Here is a 24341-nt window from a genome sequence, read left to right on the forward strand (position 1 = left end):
AATCTATTTTAGTGAATTTGATAGAATGTTGCTTCGCTTATATCAGGTACTTCTCTACCTTATCCAACCTATTATCTGGTTGCGCTTATTACTGCGCAGCCGTAAGTCTCCGGCATACCGTAAGCGCTGGGGTGAACGCTATGGTTTTTGTGCCCAAAAAGTTACTCCAGGAGGGATATTACTCCATTCGGTTTCGGTTGGAGAGACATTAGCTGCTATTCCTCTCGTCAGGATTTTACGGCATCACTATCCTTTTCTGCCAATTACTGTAACAACCATGACGCCAACTGGCTCCGAAAGGGTACTTTCCGCACTAGGAGATGATGTTAACCACGTTTACCTACCGTATGATTTGCCTGGCTCTATGAGTCGTTTCCTTGATAACGTCAACCCCAAATTAATGATTATTATGGAAACTGAGCTATGGCCTAATTTGATAGCCCAATTACACCAACGTGGTATACCGCTGGTTATTGCCAATGCAAGGCTTTCAGCCCGTTCCGCCGCCGGATATCAGAAAATTAATAGTTTTATTAAAGCCATTTTAAACAAAATCACGTTGATCGCTGCACAAAATCAGGAAGATGGCGAACGTTTTATTGAATTAGGGCTGAAACGTACCCAACTGGCTGTCACAGGCAGTCTTAAATTCGATATTTCTGTTACACCTGAATTGGCCGCTAAGGCGGTGACTCTGCGTCGTCAATGGGCTGCACATCGGCCTGTATGGATTGCAACCAGTACCCATGATGGTGAAGAAACTATCATACTGGATGCGCATCGAAATTTATTGAAACAACATCCCGATTTATTGCTGATTTTGGTTCCCCGCCATCCTGAACGTTTTGCTAAAGCGGAAGAATTAACTCAAAAAGCTGGGCTAAGTTCAGTATTAAGGAGTTCTGCTACCATACCCGATGCTAATGTCCAGGTTGTTATTGGTGATACTATGGGTGAACTCATGCTACTGTACGGTATTGCAGATCTAGCCTTTGTCGGAGGCAGCTTAATCGAACGTGGTGGTCATAATCCACTGGAAGCTGCGGCTCATGCGATCCCTGTCATTATGGGGCCACACACTTTCAATTTTAAGGATATCTGTGCCAAGCTGAATAAAGCTGATGGGCTTATTACTGTGACAGATAGCCAATCTTTAAGTACCGCTGTCAATAGCCTGCTGACGGATGAAGATTATCGCCTTTATTACGGTCGTCATGCCGCGGAAGTCCTACACGAGAATCAGGGCGCACTGCAACGATTGTTAAAATTACTGGAACCTTATCTCCCACCACGGAGCCATTGATGAGCACGAGAAAACGTCTATCCATCGTCATGATTGCCAAAAATGCCGCCGACTTGATTGGTGATTGCCTGCTATCTGTAGACTGGGCAGATGAAATTATCGTTCTGGATGCTGGTAGTACTGATGCAACCTGTCAAATCGCTAAAGAAATGGGAGCCAAAGTTTACACGAATACTCAGTGGCCTGGTTTTGGCCCTCAGCGGCAACTCGCACAATCCTATGCCAGTAGTGATTACATTTTCATGATTGATACAGATGAGCGAGTCACTCCTGAGTTAAAAGCTTCAATTGAACAAGTTCTGGAAAATCCCAACGACAATAAAGTCTATGCCTGTGCACGCCTTAATTTATTCATGCACCGGTTTATGAAGCACAGCGGCTGGTATCCTGATAAAGTCATTCGTCTCTATTGCCGTGAACGTTATCAATATAACGATAATCAGGTTCATGAATCACTGGATACCCAAGGCGCCCATATTGTGACATTGAAAGGTGATTTACGTCATTTAACCTGCCGCAATCTGATGGAATTCCAGCAGAAACAATTGAATTATGCGAAAGATTGGGCCAAACATCGCTACAAACAGGGTAAAACAGCCCGTTATTCTTCCATTATCAGCCACACACTGGGTGCATTTTTCAAAACATGGCTGTTAAGAGCGGGTTTCCTTGATGGTAAACAAGGGCTAATGTTAGCGATTGTCAATGCTCAATACACCTTCAATAAATATGCAGCACTCTGGGAGCTGACCCAAGCAGAGAGTCAAAGACAATGAAAAAAAAAGCCATTTACCCCGGTACATTTGATCCTATTACCTATGGTCATCTCGATATAGTGACCCGCGCTGCAAATATGTTTGATCATGTTTTACTTGCCATTGCCAGTAGTGATAGAAAAAACCCTATGTTCAACCTTGAAGAACGTGTCACATTAGCCAAAAAAGTCACTGCTCATTTGGATAATGTTGAGGTTGCAGGATTCAGTGAGTTGATGGCTAATTTTGCTAAAAAACAACAGGCGACGATCTTAATTCGTGGAGTACGTTCAGTTTCTGATTTTGAATATGAATGGCAACTCGCCAATATGAATCGACATTTTATGTCTGAGTTGGAAAGTGTCTTCCTGTTGCCCTCTCAAAGTCTGTCTTTTGTCTCATCATCCTTAATCAAAGACGTTGCTCGTCATGATGGTGATGTTTCATCATTCCTGCCAGAGCCTGTTGCTCTGGCAATGTTAAGAAAATTAGGTAAATAATACTCGTCGGGGGCAATTCAGCCCCCAAAGATACAATTAATGCTGGCACTGCCGACAAAAAAACGTACTGCGCTGCCCTAATTTTATACTCTCTATTTTTTCTCCGCACATTGGGCAAAGCTCGCCTTTTTTGCCATAAACAAATAATTCCTGCGCGAAATACCCCGGTTTTCCATCAGATTGCAGAAAATCTTTCAGCGTAGTCCCCCCTTGTTCAATAGAACGACGTAAAATCTGCTTTATCGTATCTGCTAATAGATATGCCTCTTCCTGTGTCAGGGAATGAGCAGGGCGCTCAGGCAAGATATGAGCCACATACAAAGCTTCATTGGCATAAATATTGCCAACACCAACAACCACTTTGTTATCCATCAACCAAGGCTTAATAGCCGTTTTCTTATTACGCGAAAGCGTGTATAGGTATGAGCCATCAAATACATTAGACAAGGGCTCAGGGCCCAAATGAGCCAGTACAGAACATTTCTCAAGATCATCGCTCCATAGCCAGGCTCCGAAACGCCGTGGATCCGTATAGCGGAGAATTTTACCGTCTGTCATCACCAGGTCGATATGATCATGTTTTGCAGGAGGAGATTCATGCAATAAGACACGTAAGCTACCGGACATTCCAAGATGGACAATAATCCATCCATCAGCCAATTCGAGCAACAAATACTTTGCCCGACGCTGCACACTGAGCACTGGTTGATCTGATAATGTCATGATCTGTTCAGAAACAGGCCAGCGCAAACGCGAATTCCTTACCTCAACATATTGAATCACATTACCAGCTAAATGTGGCTCAATTCCTCTGCGACTGGTTTCAACCTCTGGTAATTCCGGCATACTGACTCCTTGAATAAACGATCTACAGCATCCTATTTAGCAGATTACGAGACCGTTTTCATGTATTATTTATAGCTAAATCCAGTCAAAATCGTTGAAAGAATAGGCCGCACCATGCTTCTTGATATCAGAAATAGGCTAAACATAATCGAAAATAAAAAGTCCCTGTGGAACTTATCTATTATTGGACTGTACATTATTCTTGTTTATCTGCCAGATATTACAAGATATAAAAATCTTGTCATGATCCTGATCTGCATAACAGCACTGTGTTATCTGGTAACGGATTTTCGTCAAGTAGTAAACTCACTGAGAAATTCTCTCTTCTTATCCATTTTGCTATTTATACTGGCAATGTTCTACTCTATTGGAATTTCGATTGATCCTGCATTGAGTTTCAAAGAGATGAATAAGCCTATCTTAAATGGCCTGTTGCTGTTTAGTTTCACACTTCCCATTGTGCTCTATCAGGAAAGTAAACAACACATTGCAAAAATGATCTTGATTGCTTTTATTATTGGTATGTTAGCTATTTCACTGACCGATCTCGCGAAATACATTATCAATTACGATTCAACAGGTGAAATGCCATTTACTAATTATAATCATCGGGAGTTTTCATACGGATTTATTTTCTATTTTCCTGTGTTGTTATGTACTTGGGCATTATGGAAAAAACATTCTTTACTGAGTTGGTTATTGTTGCTTATCGCTTCAGCCATCAGCCTATTCTTATTGCTTGGAACACTTTCTCGTGGTGCCTGGGTTGCGATTGTAGCAGCCACAGTGTTTATTATTGTGATTAATAGAGAATGGAAAATCACCATTGCTGCTGCAATATGTCTGGCATTATTGGCCGGGATCACTCATTGGTCGGCAGCATCGAATCCTGCCACAAAATTACTGCTTTATAAGCTTACCCAAACTGATAGCAGCCACCGCTATAGTAATGGAACCCAAGGCTCTGCGTGGCAGTTGATTATGGAAAACCCTGTCAAAGGTTATGGTTTCGGTAATCAGGTATATCACCAAGTTTATAATAGTCGTGTTGCCGATTATCCTGACTGGACATACAGAACTTCGATTGGACCACATAATGTATTTTTATCGCTTTGGTTTGCCGGTGGCGTCCTGGGTCTAATAACCACACTATTAATGACATTCTCAGCAATATTTACCGGAAGCCAAATCATACGTCAAAATAGTGGCATAATCCGACAAGCGGGTATCATTATGCTTGCCGCATTTATTGGTATTTTTATCGTCAGGGGGATGTTTGAAAATGCTTATATTAATGAAATAGGTATCTTATTGGGATTAATGATCGCCCTATATAGCGCCCAAAAAGAAACCAGAATAGCACAGAAAAACCACTAATTTCAGATACACCAGCCCATATCCAATAAATGAGACGGGCTGGTGTCCCATTATTTGACTTTCATTTATCAAAACAGATTTTTTTCTATCACTTGCATAATCAACTTTGCCCGTTGATCCCAATTAAATTGCTCCGCGACTAATCTCTGAGAGTGTTCTGCTTTAGCCATTATTTCAGTCGGGTTATCAATCAGTAGTTGAATCTGTTGTGCGAAACTTGTCGCATTTTCACTGTCTGCAAAGCTGACCGCGTTTTCATCAACCGCATCACGAATGGAAGGAAGATCAGAAATAACAACGGGTTTGCCCATCGCCATATATTCAAAAAGTTTAAGAGGGGAAGTATAGCGGCTGCCAATACTGGTTTTTGTCAATGGCAGGATGCAAATATCATTATCTGCAATGACTTGGAAACGGTTTTTAGGATGGACAAACCCCAGAAAATTAACCCGATCACTTACGCCAATTTGTTGAGCTACAGATTTGAGTTGTTCAATCTGCGTGCTATTTCCACCAGCAATATTCAATACAACATTATTAAGGTGACACATAGACTTCATCGCAGTAGGTACGCCTTTCCAGCGATGCAAACTACCTAAATACAATACCTGTGTTGTTTCTCCTTTCTGGTATTGCTTGCCCGAAGATGTCATCTTTGTCGCTTCAACGGCTAACAAATCAACACCGTCAGGTGCAACGATAATCGGGGTTTTAACCCCATATTCTGTATAAATATCGTCACGTAGTAATGAAGTCAGAACAAAAACAGTCCGGGCACGATGATAAACCTGTTGTTCAATTTGTCTGAGCCTAGAATATTTGCGCTTATTAGCCCGTTTATTCAAGTCATGGGACTCTTTAAAAGACTGAGAAAAAATTTCATGACTTTCAAAGAAGTGTGGAATATCAGGATGCTTATGCAAGAGATAATTTGCCATTTTAATATTACGAGTAAAAATGGCATCGACCTGATGTTCTTGCAACCAACGGGAAACCTGAAAATAAAATAATTTTTGCGTATTGATGGGGAAATACCACTTACGGCGCACATCGCGTAAAGCGATCAATGCAACAGATGTTGGCAACTTTCTACCAAGGATCTCCTCTACACCATTTTGACCCGCTGGTGTAATCAGGCTGACTTGATGACCCTGACGGGCAAAAGCATCCACATTCTGCAAAATTTGCAGTGAAGCAACACGAAAATCAGGTACAGGATAGGGATCAATATAAGCAATCTTCATGACTTTTTTATCGTATCCAATAAACGGCCCGCCGAATGCTCCCAGGTATACATCATTTCAATTCTCTGACGAGCATGTTTACCCATTCCTTTTCCTCTGTCTGGTAAAGACAAGAGATGATTAACAGCTCCAGCAATAGCTTCTGCATCACCGGGCGTCACCAGAATGCCGGACTGATTCTCATTTCCTACCACTTCAGGTATACCACCAATATAACTGGCAATGACAGGTCGCTCACATGCCATTGCCTCCGCAATAGTAATACCAAATGCTTCATCACCAATGCTTGGGAAGATCCCTGCATCCCCGGCAGCATAAAACTCAGGTAACTGATCATGACCAACAGGAGGATGAAAAATAATTGATTGTCCTAACTTTAATTCCGCCGCTTTTTTTTCAAGCCGTTTCAGTTCTTCACCTGCTCCAATAATTAACAGTTTTACATCCTTATCACGTAACAAGTCCATCGCATCAACAGCAATTTTCATGCCTTTCCATCCGACTAACCTACCAGCAAAAGTCAGTAGAAACGTATTTTCATGAATCCCTAGCCGGCTGCGGACATCAGAATTGGCAGGTTTGAACTTATCAACATCTACACCATTATAGATAACATTTGGAAATTGTTTGAAATGATGCTGGATCTGCCAAGCATTAAAATGGCTGCAAGCAACCCATGCCGATATTTTTTTCCCTAATATTCTGTCACCTTTAAAAAAGCTGGTTCCCCCACTCATATAGCAAAACTTAGTATGGGAGTTGGTTGGCATCATTCTGGGCCAGAAGAAATCAAAAGGCTTAGTCAATATTACCCAGTCGAAATTTTCAGCAATCACTGTTTCACGGGCATGACGGGCAAATGAGTAGCGTTCAACAATACGTTGAAAACGACGGCCAATATTGATTACTCGTTCTCTGGGGATAAATGGGAAAGTATGCACACAGATATTCCGATCCTTCAACTCAGGCCTGATATCACCTATTCCGCCGAAAATATGGATCTCATGTCCTGCATCTGTTAAAGCTTTAGCCAGCTCCCAGACCGCCGTTTGAATACCACCATAGGACATGGTAACGGTGACATCAATAAATCCTATTTTCATCGTTTTTATTATCCTTTTATTGAACTTCTAGTATTTTTTTCACTGAATCCCAGACTTGTTCTACTGATATGTCTGACATGTTATCTTGACGGGTTGCCTGTTGATAATCTATTGGATGTTCAATCACAGCCAATTTTGCATGCTGTTGTGGAGCAAGAAAACGACCAGGATGGAAACTATGGTACATGGCAACCATTGGGATCCCTAATGCTCCTGCCAAATGTGTCGTCCCGGTATCAACACCAACATACAAATTAAGTTGGCTCATAATCGCCGCATTTTGGCGCATCGTCGTTTTACCCGCCAGAGATGTACATCTCTGTACTCCCAACATTTCAGATAATCTTTCTGCCGCTGCCGCCCCATCCTGGCTACCCAACAGTAAAATGTGGGCAGCAGGATAACGAGCATAAATACGCTGGGCTAACTCATAAAAAGATTCTACAGGCCAATCACGGTAAGCTTTCGCAGGAAAACTTTGTAGTTGAAAACCAATCCTTAGTTTATCTTCCAACCCATAATGCCGGAGAAAAGAACTCGCATATTCTGCTTCATTTTGACTCACACAATACTGCAACCGCCAATCATAAATCTCAATCCCTAACGCATTAGCTAACAATGCCCTTTCCTGCTGAGCCTGCATAAGTTTTTGGGGTTTTTCTATAAGCAATTCATTTGGGGTTTTGCGGGATGTATCAGAAAAGCAAACAACCCGATTTGCTTTTCGTCTGGCATATTGTAGTAAAGGTTTATCATGATTATATACTAATGCCAAATCATAACTCTGACGAGAAAACCAACTAACCCACTTCGCTTTTCCTTTTGAAAAAACATTTATTGAATTGATTTCATCAATATTCTCAAGGATCTCTTTTGTTCTTTTATGCGCCAATACATCAATATTGGCTTCTGGCCAGTTTAACTTTAAAGCCCGAATTACCGGTGTTACAAGTAACGTGTCACCAAAACGTGCAATATTGATAATCAAAATGTTTTTAGGTTGCATAATAATGAATTATAAAATTATCCACTCAGAGACCAACTCAAGAGAACATACATCAAAGTTATTTAGGACATATTGAATAGATTGTTCCATACAAAAGCCAAACAAGAGTTTTATTTCATTTGTTCTATTTCACTTATAGTATATTAGTCACATATTAGATAAAATGGTAATATGAGAGCAAAACAATACGATCTCCCACTAATGATTATCACTAACAACAAAAATAGACTCCATTTTATCTAACATATTATCCATACTGAACAAACGTGTGGCTCGTTTAAATGAAGCATTTCCCATCTGCAAACGTACATCTGCATTTCTCATTAACAGATCTAATTTTTCAGTTAGTTGTTCAATACATTTAGGTTCAATAACATAGCCTGTTTCATCATCAATCACAGCTTCAGAGATAGCGCCCACTGATGTAGAGACCACGGGTAATCCGCACGCCATTGCCTGCATGATACCTTGTGGGACCCCTTCATTTCCAAACGAAGGCAATGCAAAAATATCCATCGCATTTAAACAGTCCGGAACATCCTGACGATTACCAAGAAAAATGACACTATCCGTCAGTCCTTCTAATTTAACCCTGGGCTCAAGATTTTTTCGTTGTGGGCCATCTCCAACAAACAGTAATTGCCAATCAGGATAGCGTTGATGAAGTATTTTCCAGCTATCCAACAGGTAACGATGCCCTTTCCAGGTTCTCATTGTCGCCACAATACCCAGAGTCGGTTTATCTGCAATTCCAATACGCTGGCGGCACAGTTGTTTATTTTCAGGCTTAAAACGTGTCAAGTCGATACCTGTCGGTACAGATGTCATATGAGATAGCGGATAGCCATTATTCGTATGGAGATATTGGCGCAACTTCTCCCCTGTTGTCACAATGTGCTGGCAGGATTTCAAATAGAGCCAGCGGGTCGCTATGGAGGTTGAAACATTGGTGGAAACATGACGGGTTCGAACTATTGGTGGCATTCCCCTTAATGTGGAACATGCCGCAGCTACCAGCCAAGAATCAGTAGAACTGTGAGTGTTAATGATATCAAACCGATGGCCTTCAGCCTTCAACCAACGGCGCATTGCCATAAAGCATGAAAGACGTTTTTTTTCAATTGGCAACGCAACGACAGGAACACCATAATGGTGAGCTTCACGGTAAAGTGTCGAAGTTGGGCAACAAATGATAACAACATGATGCCCACGACGCATCATCCCCTGAGATTCCGTCAGAATACGAATCTCTTGCCCTCCCCAACCACGCGACGATTCCGTATGTAAGATATTCAAGGTTTTTCTAGTCATTTTCTGAGCCACGCCTGACAGTTCATATATCAAAAAGCGTTAGTATAACTGAACGTCATATTACGTTCACGGGTAACCGATAACCAAGTTTAAGATTAAGGAGGGATTGGTGTATTTTAGGTATAAAAAACCCAGCTTTCGCTGGGTTTTTTAAATTCACTAAAATTATTTGATTTTAGCTTCTTTGTACATTACATGCTGACGAACAACTGGATCAAATTTTTTCATTTCCAGTTTTTCAGGCATAGTACGCTTGTTCTTCGTAGTGGTATAAAAGTGACCAGTACCAGCAGAAGAAACCAGTTTAATTTTATCGCGAATACCTTTAGCCATTTTTCAGCTCCTTAGTATTTCTCACCACGGGCACGCAGTTCAGCAAGAACTGTATCGATACCCTTTTTGTCAATCACACGCATACCTTTAGCAGATACACGCAGAGTTACAAAACGCTTCTCAGACTCAACCCAGAAACGGTGAGAGTGCAGGTTAGGCAGAAAACGACGCTTGGTCGCATTTAATGCGTGAGAGCGGTTGTTACCACTCACAGGGCGCTTGCCAGTAACTTGGCAGACTCGGGACATGTCTATTCTCCAAAAATCAAATCAGCTCGAGCTTTGTATTGGGTATGGCCGCCTCGTCAGGCTTAGGAGCCCATCTCAGCAAATTTTCTTTACTGATAAAGAACGTTACTGAAAAGAATCACATTTTCTCAGCCAAAAACTCACTGAGATAGGCTCTTCTCGCCAAGCCCAAGATCCTCAAAGGTGGCGTAGTATACGCCCTCATTCGCTGATGCTCAAGTCCCGCACAACTAAGATCTGACCGGTTCGTGAAAAAACCGTATTAAATCCAACCTCTTTCCATAAAAGAAACGCAATATTGTTTGCCTATGACAATATGATCCAAAACCTTAACACCGACTAAATTACACGCATCAATGATTTTTTCTGTCACCAGTTTATCTGCCAGACTAGGTTCTGGATTACCGGAAGGGTGATTATGGGCAAGAATAATAGATGCTGCATTAACTTTAACCGCCTGTCTTACGATTTCACGCGGATGGACTTCAACTTTGTTTATTGTTCCCTTGAACATCTCATCATGACAAATCACTTTATTCTGATTTGTCAAAAACAGCACGACAAAAACTTCCCGATCCTGCCAAGACAATAAATCCTGCAAATAACGTTGAGTCGCGGCAGGGCTGCTCATAACATCTTCATGGATAAATTGGCTGGAGAAAAAACGCCTTGCCAATTCAGACACCGCCTGTAACTGAACATATTTGCACACACCCATGCCTTTATGCGCACAAAAATCAGCATAATCGGCAGAAAGCAAGTGATATAATGAGCCAAATGATTGCAGCAGATGTTCCGCCATTTTTACAACAGGCACACCTCTAGCCCCTGTGCGTAAAAATATGGCCAACAACTCCGCATCCGTCAGAGCAACCGCACCATACGCCAGCAATTTCTCTCGGGGAGCAAGATCTGAATGCAATTCATCGTCTTTTTCCACTATTGTGATATCCATTCTACTTCCTCCCTTAAATATCTTTTGCTGGCTGGCTAACAGCCATGAAGATGACACCCTATGGCTTTAATATCCACATCATCAATATCCCATGATGAAAAAATCACCGCCAGTCTTGTGCGTATGGTTTGCGTAGCGCTTCGCAAACTTAGTATTTCTCAGCGACAGAACAAGAGCTCTCAACGCCATATGCTCAACACTCTATTTTCTTATGATAGAATCTTGAGTAATTGTAACTTACAGGTGGACAATCAGAATGGCAGAACTTTCCGGTAAAGGGCTTTCTGGTAAGCATATCGTGCTCGGCATCAGTGGAGGTATCGCCGCTTATAAAACAGCAGAGTTAGTACGGCGTTTACGTGATTATGGTGCTCAGGTACGCGTCGTGATGACTCCGGCAGCAGAAGCTTTTATTACCCCATTGACATTACAGGCTGTATCAGGTTACCCGGTTTCTGACGATCTTTTAGACCCGGCAGCAGAAGCGGCGATGGGGCATATTGAGCTGGCAAAATGGGCTGACTTGATTATTCTCGCTCCTGCGACGGCAGATCTATTAGCTCGGTTAAGTATTGGTATGGCAAACGATTTAGTCACAACTATCTGTTTAGCTTCAGTAGCCCCCCTGGCGGTCGTTCCTGCGATGAACCAGCAAATGTACCGTGCACAAGCCACCCAACATAACCTCAATATACTGAGAGAACGTAATGTGTTGATTTGGGGGCCGGATGAGGGAAGCCAAGCCTGTGGCGACGTAGGGCCGGGAAGAATGATTGAACCTATGGCGATTGTCGAACTGGCAACGCAACTTTTTAACCCTATTCAAGATTTAATGGGCCTGCAAATAACAATTACAGCCGGGCCAACTCGTGAAGCCTTAGATCCTGTCCGTTTTATTACCAACCATAGCTCCGGTAAAATGGGATTCTCCATCGCACAGGCAGCCGCAGAACGTGGAGCTAAAGTCACACTGATTGCAGGCCCTGTCAATCTGACTACGCCTCAAAATGTCAAACGTATTGACGTAACCAGCGCATTGGAAATGCACGAGCAAGTACAAGCAATCGCAGCTTCACAACATATTTTCATCGGCTGTGCTGCCGTCTCTGATTACCGTTTCAAGCAGATATCAGATGAAAAAATCAAAAAACAGGGTGATGAAATCACCTATACATTAGTCAAAAATCCTGACATCGTAGCGAATGTTGCAGCAATGGAAAAACATCGTCCCTTTGTCGTTGGATTTGCAGCCGAAACCCAGAATGTGGAAGAATACGCCCGCGTAAAACTCAAGCAGAAGAATCTGGACTTGATTTGTGCGAATAATGTATCTCTGGCTGAACATGGCTTCAACAGTGATACTAATGCATTACATCTGTTCTGGCATGATGGCAGCATTAACTTACCGCACAGTAATAAATTACAACTCAGCCACCGCTTATTAGACGAGATATTCAAACGCTATGATGAAAAAAATCGACGTTAAAATCCTTGATCCCCGCATCGGGCAAGAATTTCCTTTACCGACCTACGCTACTCCTGGTTCTGCGGGCTTAGATTTACGTGCTTGTCTGGATAACGCAGTGGAACTGGCACCTGGCCAGACCGAACTTCTGCCAACAGGGATTGCTATCCATATCGCGGATGAACAATTGGCTGCGGTCATTCTTCCCCGCTCAGGTTTGGGTCATAAACATGGTGTAGTGCTTGGTAATCTGGTAGGGCTCATCGACTCTGATTATCAAGGGCAACTGATGATTTCTGTTTGGAACCGTGGTGATAAGACATTCACCATCGAACCGGGCGAACGTATTGCCCAAATGGTTTTTGTGCCCGTTGTACAGGCTGAATTTAATTTGGTTGAAGATTTTGAGAGCACAGAACGTGGAGCTGGTGGTTTTGGTCATTCTGGTCGTCAATAACTTTCCATAAAGCCTGATACCGTCAACCAACTTTTATATTTTTGCCCATCATCAACATGGGCAAAATGTATACCCTTTATCTTTCAAGTCTTGACTTGGAAGATAAAGGGTATCGCTGGATTTGTTTTGCTGTCTTAGCAGGGGTTTACCACACATGGCAGAAAAAGAACGTACAAAAAAGAAAAACAGACGTGAAGAAATCTTGCAGGCACTGGCACATATGCTTGAATCCAGCGATGGCAGCCAGCGTATTACAACTGCAAAACTTGCCGCCAACGTTGGAGTTTCTGAAGCTGCACTTTATCGTCATTTTCCAAGCAAAACCCGGATGTTTGATAGCCTGATTGAGTTTATTGAAGACTCTTTAATTTCTCGCATCAACCTGATTTTGCAAGATGAAAAAGAGACCATTCCTCGAATTCGGTTAATCCTGATCCTCATTTTGGGCTTTGCAGAAAAAAATCCAGGTTTAACCCGTATCATGACAGGCCATGCCCTGATGTTTGAACAAGACAGATTACAAAACCGTATCAACCAACTGTTTGAGCGTATTGAAGTACAGCTTCGCCAAATCTTAAAAGAGAAAAAAATACGGGATGGACAAGGGTTCAGTTATGACGAAACTATATTAGCATCACAATTACTGGCTTTTTGTGAAGGCATGCTCTCTCGTTTTGTTCGCTCTGAGTTCCGCTATCGACCGACGAAAGAATTTGAAATACGCTGGCCCTTGATATTGACCCAACTACAATAAATTTCCCAAACCTGTTACGCACATTTTTTATTCTGGGATCTTTTCATGACAGGATATGGAAATAATAACATGCGTTTTTCACTAACGTTTTTTGTATAAATTTGTGTTAACATGCTTTGGCTAGCTGAGTTGACTACCTAATCGCTCAGTAATGACATTCCTTCCACATTATCTGCGGGATGTCATTTCTACTACTCACCCCGCCCACCATTGGGCGAGGGATTTTTTTAGTCTGTAATTTTTACAGAGCAATCAACCAGAACGAACTATCAAATACCGTATTCTCTGCGGTAAGTTTCCACCGCCTCTAAATAAGACTGCATTTCTGGGTTTTCACGCAGATAGGTAATCAAATCATTCAAGGTAATGATAGAGAAGACCTTGCAGTGATAATCACGCTCAACTTCCTGGATAGCCGAAAGTGTTTCCCGTCCACGCTCCTGACGATCCAGACACAAAATAACGCCAGACAACGTTGCACCATGTTGTTTGATAATTTCCATTGATTCACGAATAGCGGTTCCTGCTGTGATCACATCATCAACTACCACAACTCTTCCTTGTAATGGGCTGCCAACCAGTGTTCCTCCTTCCCCATGATCTTTTACCTCCTTACGGTTAAAACAATAAGGCATATCAATATCGTGATGTTCCGCCAACGCCACTGCGGTTGTAGTTGCAATTGGAATACCTTTATAAGCTGGTCCAAATAGCAAATCGCATTGAATACCGCTATCCTGCAATGCCGCAGCATAAAAACGGCCAAGCAATGCCAAATCACGTCCGGTGTTAAATAACCCTGCGTTGAAAAAATACGGACTCTGACGACCGGATTTCAGCGTAAATTCGCCAAATTTCAGCACCTGTTTTTCCAGTGCCAGTTCAATAAATTCGCGCTGATAGGCTTTCATGGGGTTCTCCTCTTGTGCATCATTTGATTCTTATCGCCATTATCTCAGACATAAAAAAGGCGACTCTTCAGCCGCCTGATCCATTTATTTTTTCAATTCATCTTGTTTTAGAGAATCTTCTTTTGGAAAACATTGCGTTAGCGCATCTCGCTGCGCGGCAAAAATAGTTGCCAATCCTTCTTTCGCAAGGGAGAGTAATGACAGCAATTCATCATGACTAAACGGTTCACCTTCTGCCGTGCCCTGAACTTCAATCATTCGTCCATCATCCATCATGACAACATTCATATCAGTCTCAGCCGCAGAATCTTCTACATACTCTAAGTCACAACGCCCCTCTCCATCAACGATACCAACAGAAACTGCGGCTACCATTGATTTCAACGGGCTTTCTTTCAGTTTGCCATTAGCAACCAGCTTATCCAGCGCATCTACCAAAGCTACACATGCGCCGGAAATAGCGGCGGTACGCGTGCCTCCATCTGCCTGAATGACATCACAATCTAACGTGATGGTATATTCACCCAGTTTTTTCAAATCTACGGCAGCGCGCAGTGAGCGAGCGATCAGACGCTGAATTTCCATCGTACGACCAGTTTGCTTGCCTTTAGCGGCTTCACGGGCGTTACGGGTATTTGTCGCTCGTGGCAACATACCATATTCTGCCGTGATCCAACCCTGCCCCTGACCTTTCAAAAAACGTGGAATTCCTTCTTCAACGGAGGCATTACATAACACTTTGGTGTCCCCGAACTCAATCAACACAGAACCTTCTGCGTGTTTAGTGTAATGACGGGTTATTTTAATAGGACGAACCTGCCCTGCCGCTCTTCCTGCCGGACGCATTCCTACCAGGCTCATAGTGTTCTCTCCGCTGTTAATACTTTATTGGGGGCGCATTATACGGCCTAACGTGGCGAATGCCTATCCTGCATCTGCCTGGAACGTTATAATCATTCATCATTTTATAAATTGGGAATGAGTTATGATCCGTAGCATGACCGCTTTTGCGCGGCGAGATATCAAGGGAGATTGGGGAAATGCAGCCTGGGAATTGCGCTCTGTCAATCAACGTTACCTGGAAACTTATATTCGTCTGCCAGAGCAATTCAGAAGTCTGGAACCAGTCATCCGTGAGCGTATCCGTTCCCGTCTGACTCGCGGCAAAGTGGAATGTAACCTACGTTTTGAGCTGGATATCCGCGCTCAGGGTACACTGATTCTTAATGAAAATCTGGCCAAACAACTTGTTGAAGCAGCAGGCTGGATTAAACAACTGAGCAATGAAGGGGAAATTAACCCTGTAGATATTCTGCGCTGGCCGGGTGTAATGGCTGCCGAAGAACAAGATCTGGATGCCATCAGCACACAATTGCTTGCAGAACTCGATATGGCGCTGGATGCCTTTATCCAAAGCCGAGAAACTGAAGGCCAAGCGCTTAACGCACTGATTGAACAACGTTTGGATGCCGTAACTGAGGAAGTCAGCAAGGTCCGTGTACAGATGCCAGCCATCCTGCAATGGCAACGTGAACGGTTACAAACCAAGTTGGAAGAAGCCCAGATTCAGTTGGAAAATAACCGTCTTGAGCAAGAGTTGATCTTATTGGCTCAACGTATTGATGTGGCAGAAGAGCTGGATCGCTTGGATGCTCATGTCAAAGAAACTCGTAATATTCTGAAAAAGAAAGAAGCTGTCGGCCGCCGCCTCGATTTTATGATGCAGGAATTTAACCGCGAATCGAATACATTGGCATCAAAATCAATTAATGCGGATGTGACTAATTCTGCGATTGAATTAAAAGTGTTGATTGAGCAGATGAGAGAACAGATTCAAAATATTGAATAGTGTTTCATAAAAACTCACAAAATATCAAAAAGCCATATAATACAAGTTATTAATGGCTTTTATTCTATCAGAATGTTGCACAAAGATTCACAATAGCGCATGACTATCGTGTACCCAAAGGTGTACCCATAGCACATTTATAAAATCATTTTGGGTACACCTTACTTTTTTCATTGGAGATTGCACAATGCCTAAGCTCACAGATAAAGAGATCAGAGCGTGGATAAAGTCGGGCGAAAGATTCGAAGGGAAAGCGGACGGTAACGGGCTATATCTATGCTATCGAAAAACCTTTAAGCACCCTATATGGCGTTTTAGGTATAAGTTTGCAGGTATGCCAAGAGTGATAACTTTAGGTTCATACATTGATCTATCACTATCAAAAGCAAGAGAACGAATTTACCAGAGAGCTATCAGAGCGGGTTGCTTTGGGCTATGACGTTGCTAGCGAAAAACAAGAAAGTAAAGCCAAAGCACTGGCAAAGATTGAGGCTGAAAAGAACGCTATCAAGGTCATGAACTCAATAGTTAGATCGTTTAGAAAAAGTAGTATTCTGTTTCAATGAACGTTCCTATCACTTTATCGTGCATCTTTTCGGATTTGGAATAACCTATCGTTTTTCGATTCAGCCTTTTTAGGCGGATACAGAGGGTGAGATTGGTTCTCTCGATACGTTGGGTAAATTTCTTTCCGGTGAGGTGTTTTCCTGCTGCGACCACCAAACACATGCGCCACTATCCGTTTCATACAAGGTTCCCAGGCGTACCAGAGCCAGCGCTGATTCTTCTTGCTACCGACAAATGCCCATTGCTCGTCTATTTCACAGATAATCTGAATGTCACTTCCCGCCAGCGGCAGTGTGGTTACGTTTCTTGGCGTGAGCTTTTTAATGTGCGAATGACCGTGTTAATGCCAATTTTCAGAACACGAGCGGTATCTCTAACACCAGAGTTATTCATTACTATATCAACAATCTGCTCTTTCATTCCGGGATTACAGGCTTGATAGGTGTAATTCAGTTGAAAGGTTTTGGTAGGCATAGCAGTGATAACGCGGATGCCCATTACGCCCTTTTCCATGTCCTTTCACCGCTTCCGCTTTGTGACGGTAACGGCAAACCACATCCACTTTAGCCATATCTCACCCGTAATAAAAAGCGGGGAGTTTATCATAATATCTAATTATTGGGAGCATTACCAAATTATGATGGTTAATTTTTAAACTTATATTATTAATTAAAAATACCAACTGCTATGTTATTTTTTCTTAGGTAAGGGAGTTTCTTTATTGACATCAATCATATCAAGGTTATACAAATCAAAATTCACATACTCTTTTAATGTTTTTGGAGATTTATATATCCTTGGTTTACCATAAACGAATACAAACGCTGTCGGCTTAATTTCGGCAGAGATAGATGAAAGCCTTTTTGTTACTAATTTTTTAATAGGATACTTTTCAATTAATTTGTCTCCTATATAAAGAGAAACAGGCAAAATTTCATCTAATTCATTCTTGAAACCTTTTTTAAACTTAATTTTGTATCCTTTTTCATGTCTATCAACATAAGCCCAGCCATAATAAATCAAGCCATATTCTGGTAAATCCTCAAGCTTTTGCTCCCAAATCAGTTTTAAAAATGAAGAATATGGGATATTCATACCACTTATATTGATGGACCTGTTACTAATAGTATTATCAGATGAATATCTGAGAAACCTGCTTACTATAGTTCTAACAGAATAAACATTGCCAATAAAACCAATTTGTTTAAGATTATATGAAATGTTTTTGTTTTTATATTTTATGTTTCTTTTCAAATCTTCCAACTTAAAATCTATTTTTTTATCATTAACTTCATAATACGAAGGAGGTCTTACCAGTAAAAAAGAATCAACAACAGAAAGATCAATTGATTTTTTCTCGGTATTATTTTTTTCTAAAATTAGCTCAGTTATTTTCAAAGGTACTTTATTAAAAACCTCACAACTTTCATCATGATCGCCATAAACCCTAAAATGTGGAACAACCTTCATTTTTTGGGTTTCTTCATCGATATTTGCACACGTTACTTGGGCCCGGCAATTCTCACCAGGACAAATAAAAGCCTTTTTGCTAGTAATGAGACCTGCCCAGTAAAACTCGTAAGCTCTATCAGCATCAATAAAATCTTCTATTTCTAAGGAATAAGCAACATCTAAAGACATATTAATTCCATCAAATTTCAGTTGGATAATAGTAGCATTCATTTATACTGCGTAAATCGCGAACGATCAAACACAAATAAAATTAATGTACCACTCAAGGTAACACAGGAATAAATAATATATAAATCAATATATTATCAAATAAAGTCAGCTTAGATTCAAAAATATTGAATAATGTTTCTTAGCGATTCACAATATCTCAAAAGAAAGAGGTTTTACCTGAACTTAAACCAGTAAAAATAACATATCAAATATAAGCTATTTAGTAGAACAGAAACTGTTAAAACCAATATCAAAATAACGTCATAAGCTACATAATTAATATATCTCATTCATATTTGATAAGGGGTGCGGTCCGATCATTAAGAAATGAAGGGGGTCCTTCTTATTGTATAATTTTAATCCGCAGCAAGATGAATTTTGTTATTTCTCCGTCTGTTATTTTAAGTCATCCTGCCATCAAAACATGCAGCTCACCAAATATTGACCAACTGAATTTAGCCATGCCCATACTCTCCAGTATTGATGAACCCGTTTATTTATGTTCACAGGCGGAGAAGTCTCCCACCGCCTTCATGTTATTTAGCAATATGTATTGTTGATTAAATGAGGGAATAAATATGCAAGATAAAAAACCTGAAACAAAGGCATTAGATGATAGCGGTCTTGTGATCGTTACAACACCGGAATATATCAAAGATTCAATCAAAGAAGCGATAGAAAAACACGCCCTAAGTCGCAACCATCCAGATGCAACGCTACGTGATAAAGGATTTGTTACCCTGAGCAATGATGTCAGCAGTGATAGCGAGGCTAACGCAGCAACACCAAAAGCAGTGAAAGTAGCCTATGACCTAGCCAATACAGCCTACCAAAACGCCAACAATGCGAATAACAATGCCAATACCCGCTTAGCGAAAGACCAGAACGGAGCTGATATTCCTGATAAAGACACTTTTGTAAATAATCTCGGATTACGAGATACAGTCAATCAGGCGGAAAATGCCTTGCCAAAATCAGCTATTGTTCAACAAACTGGGGTATCTAATGATCTTGTGATGAGCCAAAATGTGACAACTATGCTGATTAGTGAGCTTATCAAAAAAGAAGACGCTGAATTATTGGCAGTTCCCATCGGTGGTATTTTAATGTGGTGCAGTGATCTACCGCATCCCAATAACTTCCTGCCGATGGAGGGCGGACAAATTGACCCTAATAAATATCCTGAATTACTCAAACACTACCCTTCAGGAAATCTGCCAGATTGGCGGGGTTATGTGCCTCGTGGATGGGATAAAACCGGAAGTGTTGACCCAGAGGTTGGGAGGGTATTGGGATCATTTCAGGCTGATGCTATCAGAGATATCACAGGAGTAATTAGGACAGGTAGTCGTAAAACAGATGAGATTTCCGATCATACAACTGGAGTATTTTCCACCATTGACCAAGGTAGAGGAAGTCACGTTTACAGTGACGCATTTGGAGACGATGGCTACGTTTATGAAGATCGAAAATTTCGTGCATCTTCCGTTGTCCCGACATCGGCTGAAAATAGGATGAAAAATGTTGCGGTGATATTTTTAGTAAGGGGAAGGTAATGACTCAACCAACAGAACCACCGATACAATTTGACGAAAATGGATTTGCTCTGTCCTATGGTTGGGTACAGGTTTATTGCACGAATGCGGTAAACCGGGAATATATCGGAACAAAACTGGAACGTACCTTTATTGGTGTTACTTTATCTGCGGGATCGTATCTGGATGAACCCAAACTGCCCAAAGCGCCGAATAAGGTGATTTGCCGGACAGTTGACGGCAAATCATGGGAGTATGTATCAGATTACCGGGGTAAAAAGGCATACCATATTCAGACTCGTGAACATATTGAGATAATGGAAATTGGGGATCTTCCCACAGAACTCACGCTACTGGAGCCGAAAACTCCCTTTGATAAATGGAATGGTACACAGTGGGTGACGGATATTGAAGCACAGCATCAACATGAAGTGCAGCAGGCAAAATCTCAGAAACAACAATTGCTGATTGAGGTGTTTCATCGGATTGCTCCACTACAGGATGCCGTCGATTTAGGTATTGCCACTGATGCCGAAAAATCTGCATTCACTGCATGGCGTAAATACCGGGTGTTGCTCAGTCGGGTGGATTGCTCAATTGCCCCTGATATCGTATGGCCTGAACAACCAAAGTGATAACAGGAGCACTATTGCTGTCTGTTGGGGAAACGCTCATACCTAAGTCAGTATTTGGTTTCATCGTCCCAATGTGGTTCGTCGGTGTTGGAGTTTCTATGGCGATTTCTGTTGCACCTAATGGCGCACTACAAGGTTTTGATCATATGGCCGGCACTGTAACAGCACTCTACTCTTGTCTGGGAGGGTTATTGTTGGGAATAGGCGGAACGCTCACCATTACCTTTTTATCCAATGCGACTACCTGGCCAATTGTCGCTTATTGCCTAGTTCTGGCAACCGTAGTGCTTTGTTTATCCTGTTTTATTAACAATGAAGGGTACAAGCAATCGGATCAAAATCATTAAGTGGATGATCTATAGATACCGCGATATGAATAACTTCTTTCTGAAGTCTCATATCGCGTGTTCTGACAATATTCTATTTCAAGCAATTGGTTTAATTCGAATTATTCAAATAGTAAAAATGGTAATACGTTGTGTGAATTATCAACAAAACCTGTCAGATTTCGCCTTCGATAAAATTTCAACATCTTGAATATTCAATGTTGGAATTATCGATATGCCATGTAATAAACTAAAATATAGGTAAATAATTATGCCAATTCTTCACGATTAAAACCCTATCGACCAAATGGAGAAGATATTTTAGTTAAGCGTACAAAAAAGCAGACATGTTCTTATATTACGTATAAAAAGCATGTCTGCTTAACAATCAGGTTCTAACCAAACAGGTTACCAATCCCCTGATGCACCATCATTGTCACTTTTTCCGCCACCACCGGAAAAACTGTCATCGTTAGGGTTTGCCGTACGCTCAGTAGCAGTAGTAGGAGATTCTGAACCGGAACCACCAAATAACCCACCAAAGAGACTACTGAATAAACTGCCCAGTAACGATGCACCGAAAAAGAGCACAACAAGTATCAGGATTACGGGTAAGAAGAAAATCATCAGATAGTATCCCAACGGGATAGTAGGAAAAATACCAACCAAACTGAGAACAAAAGTACAGACAGCCACCGTTGATGCACTCTTGAGGAAACGCTTAAACCGGCCACCTTTGCGGAAAACCAGCAGTGGCAAAGATATCAGGCCGATCAACCAAAAAATCAGCAGATTCGAAAAATCTTTATCTGATATGTTGTCGGAAGTATCGCTGTTGTCGTCTTCAAAAGCCTGCGTAATCTTCGATGTTTCTTGCGACGCCTTCTCTTGCCAAGGTTGTTTTACCAAGGATTCAAGGGACTCAATGCTATTATTGAGACCTTCATAATAGTCATCCTCTTTGAAAGCAAGCTTCGCATCCTTACGTAAAATATTTGCCAGTTGAGTTTCCGTTAGCTGCTTTTTAAGCCCGGAGCCAACGGCAATACGCATCTTATGATCATTTGATGCCACCAAAAACAGAATGCCATCATTACGTTGTTTACTGCCTAGTTTCCATTCAGTGAATACGCGGGAAGCAAAGGTTTCAATACTATCACTCCCTGTCGTCGGAATAATCAAAACCGCCATTTGAACTTTGTGTTCTGATTGCAATTTTTTCAGTTTGCGAGTCAAACGTTGGTGTTCATTCTTGGTTAGGACATTGGATACATCCGTTACACTCTGGGTAAGTGCCGGCACTTCAACGAGCGTCGTCTCTTGTCGGCTCTCTTTTGCTGATACACTGCTTATGCTAAAGAAGAGCATAAATAGTATCAAAACATGTTTTATTATTGAGCGGCTATATCTTTGGGTATGTTTTATGTTGGTACTTAAACCATCCATTGGTAGATTGGAAATCATGAACATCAAATATCCTTAGTTTTATTTTATAACATCTTTCCATATCATATTATATTTACCTATCTTGTTACGTCTAATATCGTAATTATCTAAATGAATTGATGGGTATTAAAGGAATTTAATATGGCTGATATTCTGCAAAAACCGATACTTTTTATGCATTGGTTTTCCATAGAAAGCCAATGCACAGATTATACCATTTGCCTATTTTACTGCTGTTCTACTGTAATCCTTGCTGATTTCCATGCAGTCAATAATGCCAATATTGGTGCAATAGTGAAAAGTAAAAATAACCAATGGGAAGAAGAAACTGCGCCCTCAATGCCACCGGGCTGATAAAATCCAAATATGTTAGTGACCATGCCAGCCAATGCAGAGCCAAATGCTGTGGCAAATAGCTGAACAGTAGTAATAGATGAACCGGCAATATTTTTATCAGTATCATTGGAAACCTGCAAAATGCGGGTCAACAAATGAGGCCAACCAAAACCGACACCAAAACCAAATAGCCCCAAGCCAAAAATTATCGGTAGGATTATTTGCCACTCTCCCGCTGACTGATAAGGCAACATGACAAGCAATATCAACATACCAATAAGCATGAAGACAGGACCACTTACAATCGCCAAGCGAATTTTCTCACCCTGCCAACTAGCACTGAGCATTTCCCCAATCGTCCAACCAATTGCCGCAGTGGCAACCATATAACCAGAAGCTAAAGGAGATTTCCCGTGCAGAATTTGCAGAAAGTAGGGAATAAAAACATCACCCGCCAGCCCTATCACTAAAAGCGATATAGTCGCGAATAAGATCAAATGGGGAGAGTGCCAATTCAACGCATTCTCTGGAAATAATTTTGCTGAAGTGCGGGATTCATAGATAACCAATAAGGATACCAATATTACTGCTGTCACAATGCCAAGAATATTGATACGCACATCTTGTGACAAACTCCCTGCGGAGACTGCGAGTACAGCAGCGGATAGCAGAATAAGCTGCACAACGGGTAACGCTGTTTTCGTTGTATTCTCTACCTGTTTTTTGGGGAGAATCCGATAAGTGAATAAGGCATACAACAAAATAATAGGCAACATAATGCCAAACGCATAACGCCACACATTCATTTCAGCAAAAATACCACCAATAGCTGGCCCGATAAGGGTTGACACCCCCCATACCCCTGAAATTAATGCCATCGCTCGTGGCCAAAGCGATTGTGCAAATACCAGATTAATCATTGAATAGGAAAGTGCAAAGAGAAATCCACCTCCAAGCCCCTGAATGGCTCTCCCAATCAGCATAATTTCCATTGTTGGTGCGAAAGTACAAAATAGACTGCCAATAAAAAAAACCAGGGCAGCAACCAAATAAGCATTTCTTGCACCTGATGCACTCAGCAGTCGTGCTGAGAGTATCGATCCGATAATAGATGCGACAACAAACAACGTTGTATTCCAGGCATAGAGGTTCAATCCCCCGATATCCTTTACAACAGAAGGCAAAATCGTAATCGCAATCAAAGTATTAACAGCCATCAATCCCACACCCAGTGAAAGCGCTATCGCACTCGGTGCATTTTTACTGGAAAACAGATCCCTCCAGCGATTTTCCTCAGTTATTGTCATGATGATTATTCCTGAACTCAGGTTGAGTTGTGAAATTTGTTACGTTAAATTAAACAAGATAAATCTTGGAATAAATTACTGTCAGGTCT

23 protein-coding genes and 3 pseudogenes are annotated in these 24341 nt (G+C 41.5%); 12 read left to right on the forward strand and 14 right to left on the reverse strand.

Features of this window, described 5'->3' with window-relative positions; genetic code table 11:
- Positions 1 to 25 precede the first annotated feature (25 nt).
- From waaA to coaD, 3 genes are read left to right on the forward strand one after another with little or no spacing between them, the layout of a single operon-like run.
- Positions 26 to 1303, forward strand: a complete 1278-nt coding sequence (gene waaA, locus Xind_RS25225) for a lipid IV(A) 3-deoxy-D-manno-octulosonic acid transferase (protein WP_187650023.1) — start codon at positions 26 to 28, stop codon at positions 1301 to 1303.
- Positions 1303 to 2079: a glycosyltransferase family 2 protein gene (locus Xind_RS25230; RefSeq protein WP_187650024.1), complete on the forward strand. Its 777-nt coding sequence runs from the start codon at positions 1303 to 1305 to the stop codon at positions 2077 to 2079. Before waaA ends, Xind_RS25230 begins: the two co-directional genes overlap by 1 nt.
- Positions 2076 to 2558, forward strand: a complete 483-nt coding sequence (gene coaD, locus Xind_RS25235) for a pantetheine-phosphate adenylyltransferase (protein ID WP_187650025.1) — start codon at positions 2076 to 2078, stop codon at positions 2556 to 2558. The genes Xind_RS25230 and coaD overlap by 4 nt, the downstream gene beginning before the upstream one ends.
- 36 nt (positions 2559 to 2594) lie before the next feature.
- Here coaD and mutM read toward each other — a convergent pair whose 3' ends face one another.
- Positions 2595 to 3404 (reverse strand): bifunctional DNA-formamidopyrimidine glycosylase/DNA-(apurinic or apyrimidinic site) lyase, encoded by an 810-nt coding sequence (mutM, locus tag Xind_RS25240; RefSeq protein WP_187650026.1) that lies wholly within the window; start codon positions 3402 to 3404, stop codon positions 2595 to 2597.
- 114 nt (positions 3405 to 3518) lie between these two features.
- Here mutM and rfaL point away from each other — a divergent pair, with 114 nt between their 5' ends.
- Entirely contained in the window at positions 3519 to 4781 is a 1263-nt protein-coding gene (gene rfaL / locus Xind_RS25245; RefSeq protein ID WP_187650027.1) for an O-antigen ligase RfaL, read from the forward strand.
- Positions 4782 to 4849: 68 nt separating this feature from the next.
- On the opposite strand, the gene Xind_RS25250 is transcribed toward rfaL, so the two are convergent.
- The 7 genes from Xind_RS25250 to radC form a co-directional block, all read right to left on the reverse strand.
- Entirely contained in the window at positions 4850 to 6025 is a 1176-nt protein-coding gene (locus Xind_RS25250; RefSeq protein ID WP_047682770.1) for a glycosyltransferase family 4 protein, read from the reverse strand.
- Positions 6022 to 7128, reverse strand: a complete 1107-nt coding sequence (locus Xind_RS25255; protein ID WP_047682772.1) for a glycosyltransferase family 4 protein — start codon at positions 7126 to 7128, stop codon at positions 6022 to 6024. The genes Xind_RS25250 and Xind_RS25255 overlap by 4 nt, the downstream gene beginning before the upstream one ends.
- Positions 7129 to 7144: 16 nt before the next feature.
- Entirely contained in the window at positions 7145 to 8134 is a 990-nt protein-coding gene (locus tag Xind_RS25260; protein WP_047682774.1) for a glycosyltransferase family 9 protein, read from the reverse strand.
- Positions 8135 to 8332: 198 nt separating this feature from the next.
- Positions 8333 to 9445 carry a glycosyltransferase family 4 protein gene (locus tag Xind_RS25265; protein WP_047682777.1) on the reverse strand — a complete coding sequence of 371 codons (1113 nt, stop codon included), beginning with the start codon at positions 9443 to 9445 and terminating at the stop codon, positions 8333 to 8335.
- 165 nt (positions 9446 to 9610) lie between these two features.
- Positions 9611 to 9778, reverse strand: a complete 168-nt coding sequence (gene rpmG, locus Xind_RS25270; protein ID WP_010847629.1) for a 50S ribosomal protein L33 — start codon at positions 9776 to 9778, stop codon at positions 9611 to 9613.
- 11 nt (positions 9779 to 9789) lie between these two features.
- Positions 9790 to 10026 (reverse strand): 50S ribosomal protein L28, encoded by a 237-nt coding sequence (gene rpmB, locus Xind_RS25275; RefSeq protein WP_038239873.1) that lies wholly within the window; start codon positions 10024 to 10026, stop codon positions 9790 to 9792.
- Positions 10027 to 10288: 262 nt separating this feature from the next.
- Complete coding sequence (gene radC / locus Xind_RS25280) at positions 10289 to 10981, reverse strand: RadC family protein (RefSeq protein WP_047682781.1); 693 nt, start codon at positions 10979 to 10981, stop codon at positions 10289 to 10291.
- Between the two features lie 256 nt (positions 10982 to 11237).
- On the opposite strand from radC, the gene coaBC reads away from it, so the two are divergent.
- The 3 genes from coaBC (at position 11238) to slmA (ending at position 13657) form a co-directional block, all read left to right on the forward strand.
- Positions 11238 to 12467, forward strand: a complete 1230-nt coding sequence (gene coaBC, locus Xind_RS25285) for a bifunctional phosphopantothenoylcysteine decarboxylase/phosphopantothenate--cysteine ligase CoaBC (protein WP_187650028.1) — start codon at positions 11238 to 11240, stop codon at positions 12465 to 12467.
- Entirely contained in the window at positions 12445 to 12903 is a 459-nt protein-coding gene (gene dut / locus Xind_RS25290) for a dUTP diphosphatase (RefSeq protein WP_047682787.1), read from the forward strand. The genes coaBC and dut overlap by 23 nt, the downstream gene beginning before the upstream one ends.
- Positions 12904 to 13057: 154 nt before the next feature.
- On the forward strand, positions 13058 to 13657 hold the full coding sequence (slmA, locus tag Xind_RS25295) for a nucleoid occlusion factor SlmA (RefSeq protein ID WP_187650029.1): 600 nt from the start codon (positions 13058 to 13060) through the stop codon (positions 13655 to 13657).
- 269 nt (positions 13658 to 13926) lie between these two features.
- Here the strand turns inward: slmA and pyrE are convergent, their stop codons facing one another.
- Both pyrE and rph read right to left on the reverse strand, forming a co-directional pair.
- The gene (gene pyrE, locus Xind_RS25300; RefSeq protein WP_047682793.1) at positions 13927 to 14568 is read right to left on the reverse strand and encodes an orotate phosphoribosyltransferase; all 642 of its coding nucleotides are present in this window, start codon (positions 14566 to 14568) and stop codon (positions 13927 to 13929) included.
- 84 nt (positions 14569 to 14652) lie between these two features.
- On the reverse strand, positions 14653 to 15414 hold the full coding sequence (rph, locus tag Xind_RS25305) for a ribonuclease PH (protein WP_047682820.1): 762 nt from the start codon (positions 15412 to 15414) through the stop codon (positions 14653 to 14655).
- Between the two features lie 139 nt (positions 15415 to 15553).
- Here rph and Xind_RS25310 point away from each other — a divergent pair, with 139 nt between their 5' ends.
- Both Xind_RS25310 and Xind_RS25315 read left to right on the forward strand, forming a co-directional pair.
- Positions 15554 to 16417 carry a YicC/YloC family endoribonuclease gene (locus Xind_RS25310; RefSeq protein WP_047682795.1) on the forward strand — a complete coding sequence of 288 codons (864 nt, stop codon included), beginning with the start codon at positions 15554 to 15556 and terminating at the stop codon, positions 16415 to 16417.
- A gap of 187 nt (positions 16418 to 16604) precedes the next feature.
- A pseudogene (locus tag Xind_RS25315) lies at positions 16605 to 16962 on the forward strand (Arm DNA-binding domain-containing protein); the annotation flags it as partial.
- Here Xind_RS25315 and Xind_RS25320 read toward each other — a convergent pair.
- A pseudogene (locus Xind_RS25320) lies at positions 16955 to 17555 on the reverse strand (IS1 family transposase). The pseudogenes Xind_RS25315 and Xind_RS25320 overlap by 8 nt on opposite strands.
- Before the next feature lie 119 nt (positions 17556 to 17674).
- A complete protein-coding gene (locus tag Xind_RS25325; protein ID WP_246432509.1) occupies positions 17675 to 18667 on the reverse strand; it encodes a hypothetical protein in 993 nt (330 codons plus the stop codon).
- Between the two features lie 578 nt (positions 18668 to 19245).
- Here Xind_RS25325 and Xind_RS25330 point away from each other — a divergent pair.
- The 3 genes and pseudogenes from Xind_RS25330 to Xind_RS25340 all read left to right on the forward strand — a co-directional run.
- Positions 19246 to 20223 (forward strand): tail fiber protein, encoded by a 978-nt coding sequence (locus tag Xind_RS25330; RefSeq protein WP_187650030.1) that lies wholly within the window; start codon positions 19246 to 19248, stop codon positions 20221 to 20223.
- Entirely contained in the window at positions 20223 to 20837 is a 615-nt protein-coding gene (locus tag Xind_RS25335; RefSeq protein WP_187650031.1) for a tail fiber assembly protein, read from the forward strand. The genes Xind_RS25330 and Xind_RS25335 overlap by 1 nt, the downstream gene beginning before the upstream one ends.
- Positions 20834 to 21184, forward strand: a pseudogene (locus tag Xind_RS25340) (CmlA/FloR family chloramphenicol efflux MFS transporter); the annotation flags it as partial. The gene Xind_RS25335 and the pseudogene Xind_RS25340, both read left to right, overlap by 4 nt.
- Before the next feature lie 387 nt (positions 21185 to 21571).
- On the opposite strand, the gene Xind_RS25345 reads toward Xind_RS25340, so the two are convergent.
- Positions 21572 to 22633, reverse strand: a complete 1062-nt coding sequence (locus Xind_RS25345) for a TPM domain-containing protein (protein WP_052189378.1) — start codon at positions 22631 to 22633, stop codon at positions 21572 to 21574.
- Between the two features lie 203 nt (positions 22634 to 22836).
- A complete protein-coding gene (locus tag Xind_RS25350) occupies positions 22837 to 24252 on the reverse strand; it encodes an MFS transporter (RefSeq protein WP_187650032.1) in 1416 nt (471 codons plus the stop codon).
- Positions 24253 to 24341 lie beyond the last annotated feature (89 nt).

It is taken from the genome of Xenorhabdus indica, assembly GCF_014467235.1.
Classification (GTDB): Bacteria; Pseudomonadota; Gammaproteobacteria; order Enterobacterales; family Enterobacteriaceae; genus Xenorhabdus; species Xenorhabdus indica.

What these genes read in the sequence shown, in the direction of transcription:
- waaA (WP_187650023.1), top strand. Translation starts at nt 26, where the DNA reads ATGTTGCTTCGCTTATATCAGGTACTTCTCTACCTTATCCAACCTATT.
- Xind_RS25230 (WP_187650024.1), top strand. Translation starts at nt 1,303, where the DNA reads ATGAGCACGAGAAAACGTCTATCCATCGTCATGATTGCCAAAAATGCC.
- coaD (WP_187650025.1), top strand. Translation starts at nt 2,076, where the DNA reads ATGAAAAAAAAAGCCATTTACCCCGGTACATTTGATCCTATTACCTAT.
- mutM (WP_187650026.1), bottom strand. Translation starts at nt 3,404, where the DNA reads ATGCCGGAATTACCAGAGGTTGAAACCAGTCGCAGAGGAATTGAGCCA.
- rfaL (WP_187650027.1), top strand. Translation starts at nt 3,519, where the DNA reads ATGCTTCTTGATATCAGAAATAGGCTAAACATAATCGAAAATAAAAAG.
- Xind_RS25250 (WP_047682770.1), bottom strand. Translation starts at nt 6,025, where the DNA reads ATGAAGATTGCTTATATTGATCCCTATCCTGTACCTGATTTTCGTGTT.
- Xind_RS25255 (WP_047682772.1), bottom strand. Translation starts at nt 7,128, where the DNA reads ATGAAAATAGGATTTATTGATGTCACCGTTACCATGTCCTATGGTGGT.
- Xind_RS25260 (WP_047682774.1), bottom strand. Translation starts at nt 8,134, where the DNA reads ATGCAACCTAAAAACATTTTGATTATCAATATTGCACGTTTTGGTGAC.
- Xind_RS25265 (WP_047682777.1), bottom strand. Translation starts at nt 9,445, where the DNA reads ATGACTAGAAAAACCTTGAATATCTTACATACGGAATCGTCGCGTGGT.
- rpmG (WP_010847629.1), bottom strand. Translation starts at nt 9,778, where the DNA reads ATGGCTAAAGGTATTCGCGATAAAATTAAACTGGTTTCTTCTGCTGGT.
- rpmB (WP_038239873.1), bottom strand. Translation starts at nt 10,026, where the DNA reads ATGTCCCGAGTCTGCCAAGTTACTGGCAAGCGCCCTGTGAGTGGTAAC.
- radC (WP_047682781.1), bottom strand. Translation starts at nt 10,981, where the DNA reads ATGGATATCACAATAGTGGAAAAAGACGATGAATTGCATTCAGATCTT.
- coaBC (WP_187650028.1), top strand. Translation starts at nt 11,238, where the DNA reads ATGGCAGAACTTTCCGGTAAAGGGCTTTCTGGTAAGCATATCGTGCTC.
- dut (WP_047682787.1), top strand. Translation starts at nt 12,445, where the DNA reads ATGATGAAAAAAATCGACGTTAAAATCCTTGATCCCCGCATCGGGCAA.
- slmA (WP_187650029.1), top strand. Translation starts at nt 13,058, where the DNA reads ATGGCAGAAAAAGAACGTACAAAAAAGAAAAACAGACGTGAAGAAATC.
- pyrE (WP_047682793.1), bottom strand. Translation starts at nt 14,568, where the DNA reads ATGAAAGCCTATCAGCGCGAATTTATTGAACTGGCACTGGAAAAACAG.
- rph (WP_047682820.1), bottom strand. Translation starts at nt 15,414, where the DNA reads ATGCGTCCGGCAGGAAGAGCGGCAGGGCAGGTTCGTCCTATTAAAATA.
- Xind_RS25310 (WP_047682795.1), top strand. Translation starts at nt 15,554, where the DNA reads ATGATCCGTAGCATGACCGCTTTTGCGCGGCGAGATATCAAGGGAGAT.
- Xind_RS25325 (WP_246432509.1), bottom strand. Translation starts at nt 18,667, where the DNA reads ATGAATGCTACTATTATCCAACTGAAATTTGATGGAATTAATATGTCT.
- Xind_RS25330 (WP_187650030.1), top strand. Translation starts at nt 19,246, where the DNA reads ATGCAAGATAAAAAACCTGAAACAAAGGCATTAGATGATAGCGGTCTT.
- Xind_RS25335 (WP_187650031.1), top strand. Translation starts at nt 20,223, where the DNA reads ATGACTCAACCAACAGAACCACCGATACAATTTGACGAAAATGGATTT.
- Xind_RS25345 (WP_052189378.1), bottom strand. Translation starts at nt 22,633, where the DNA reads ATGTTCATGATTTCCAATCTACCAATGGATGGTTTAAGTACCAACATA.
- Xind_RS25350 (WP_187650032.1), bottom strand. Translation starts at nt 24,252, where the DNA reads ATGACAATAACTGAGGAAAATCGCTGGAGGGATCTGTTTTCCAGTAAA.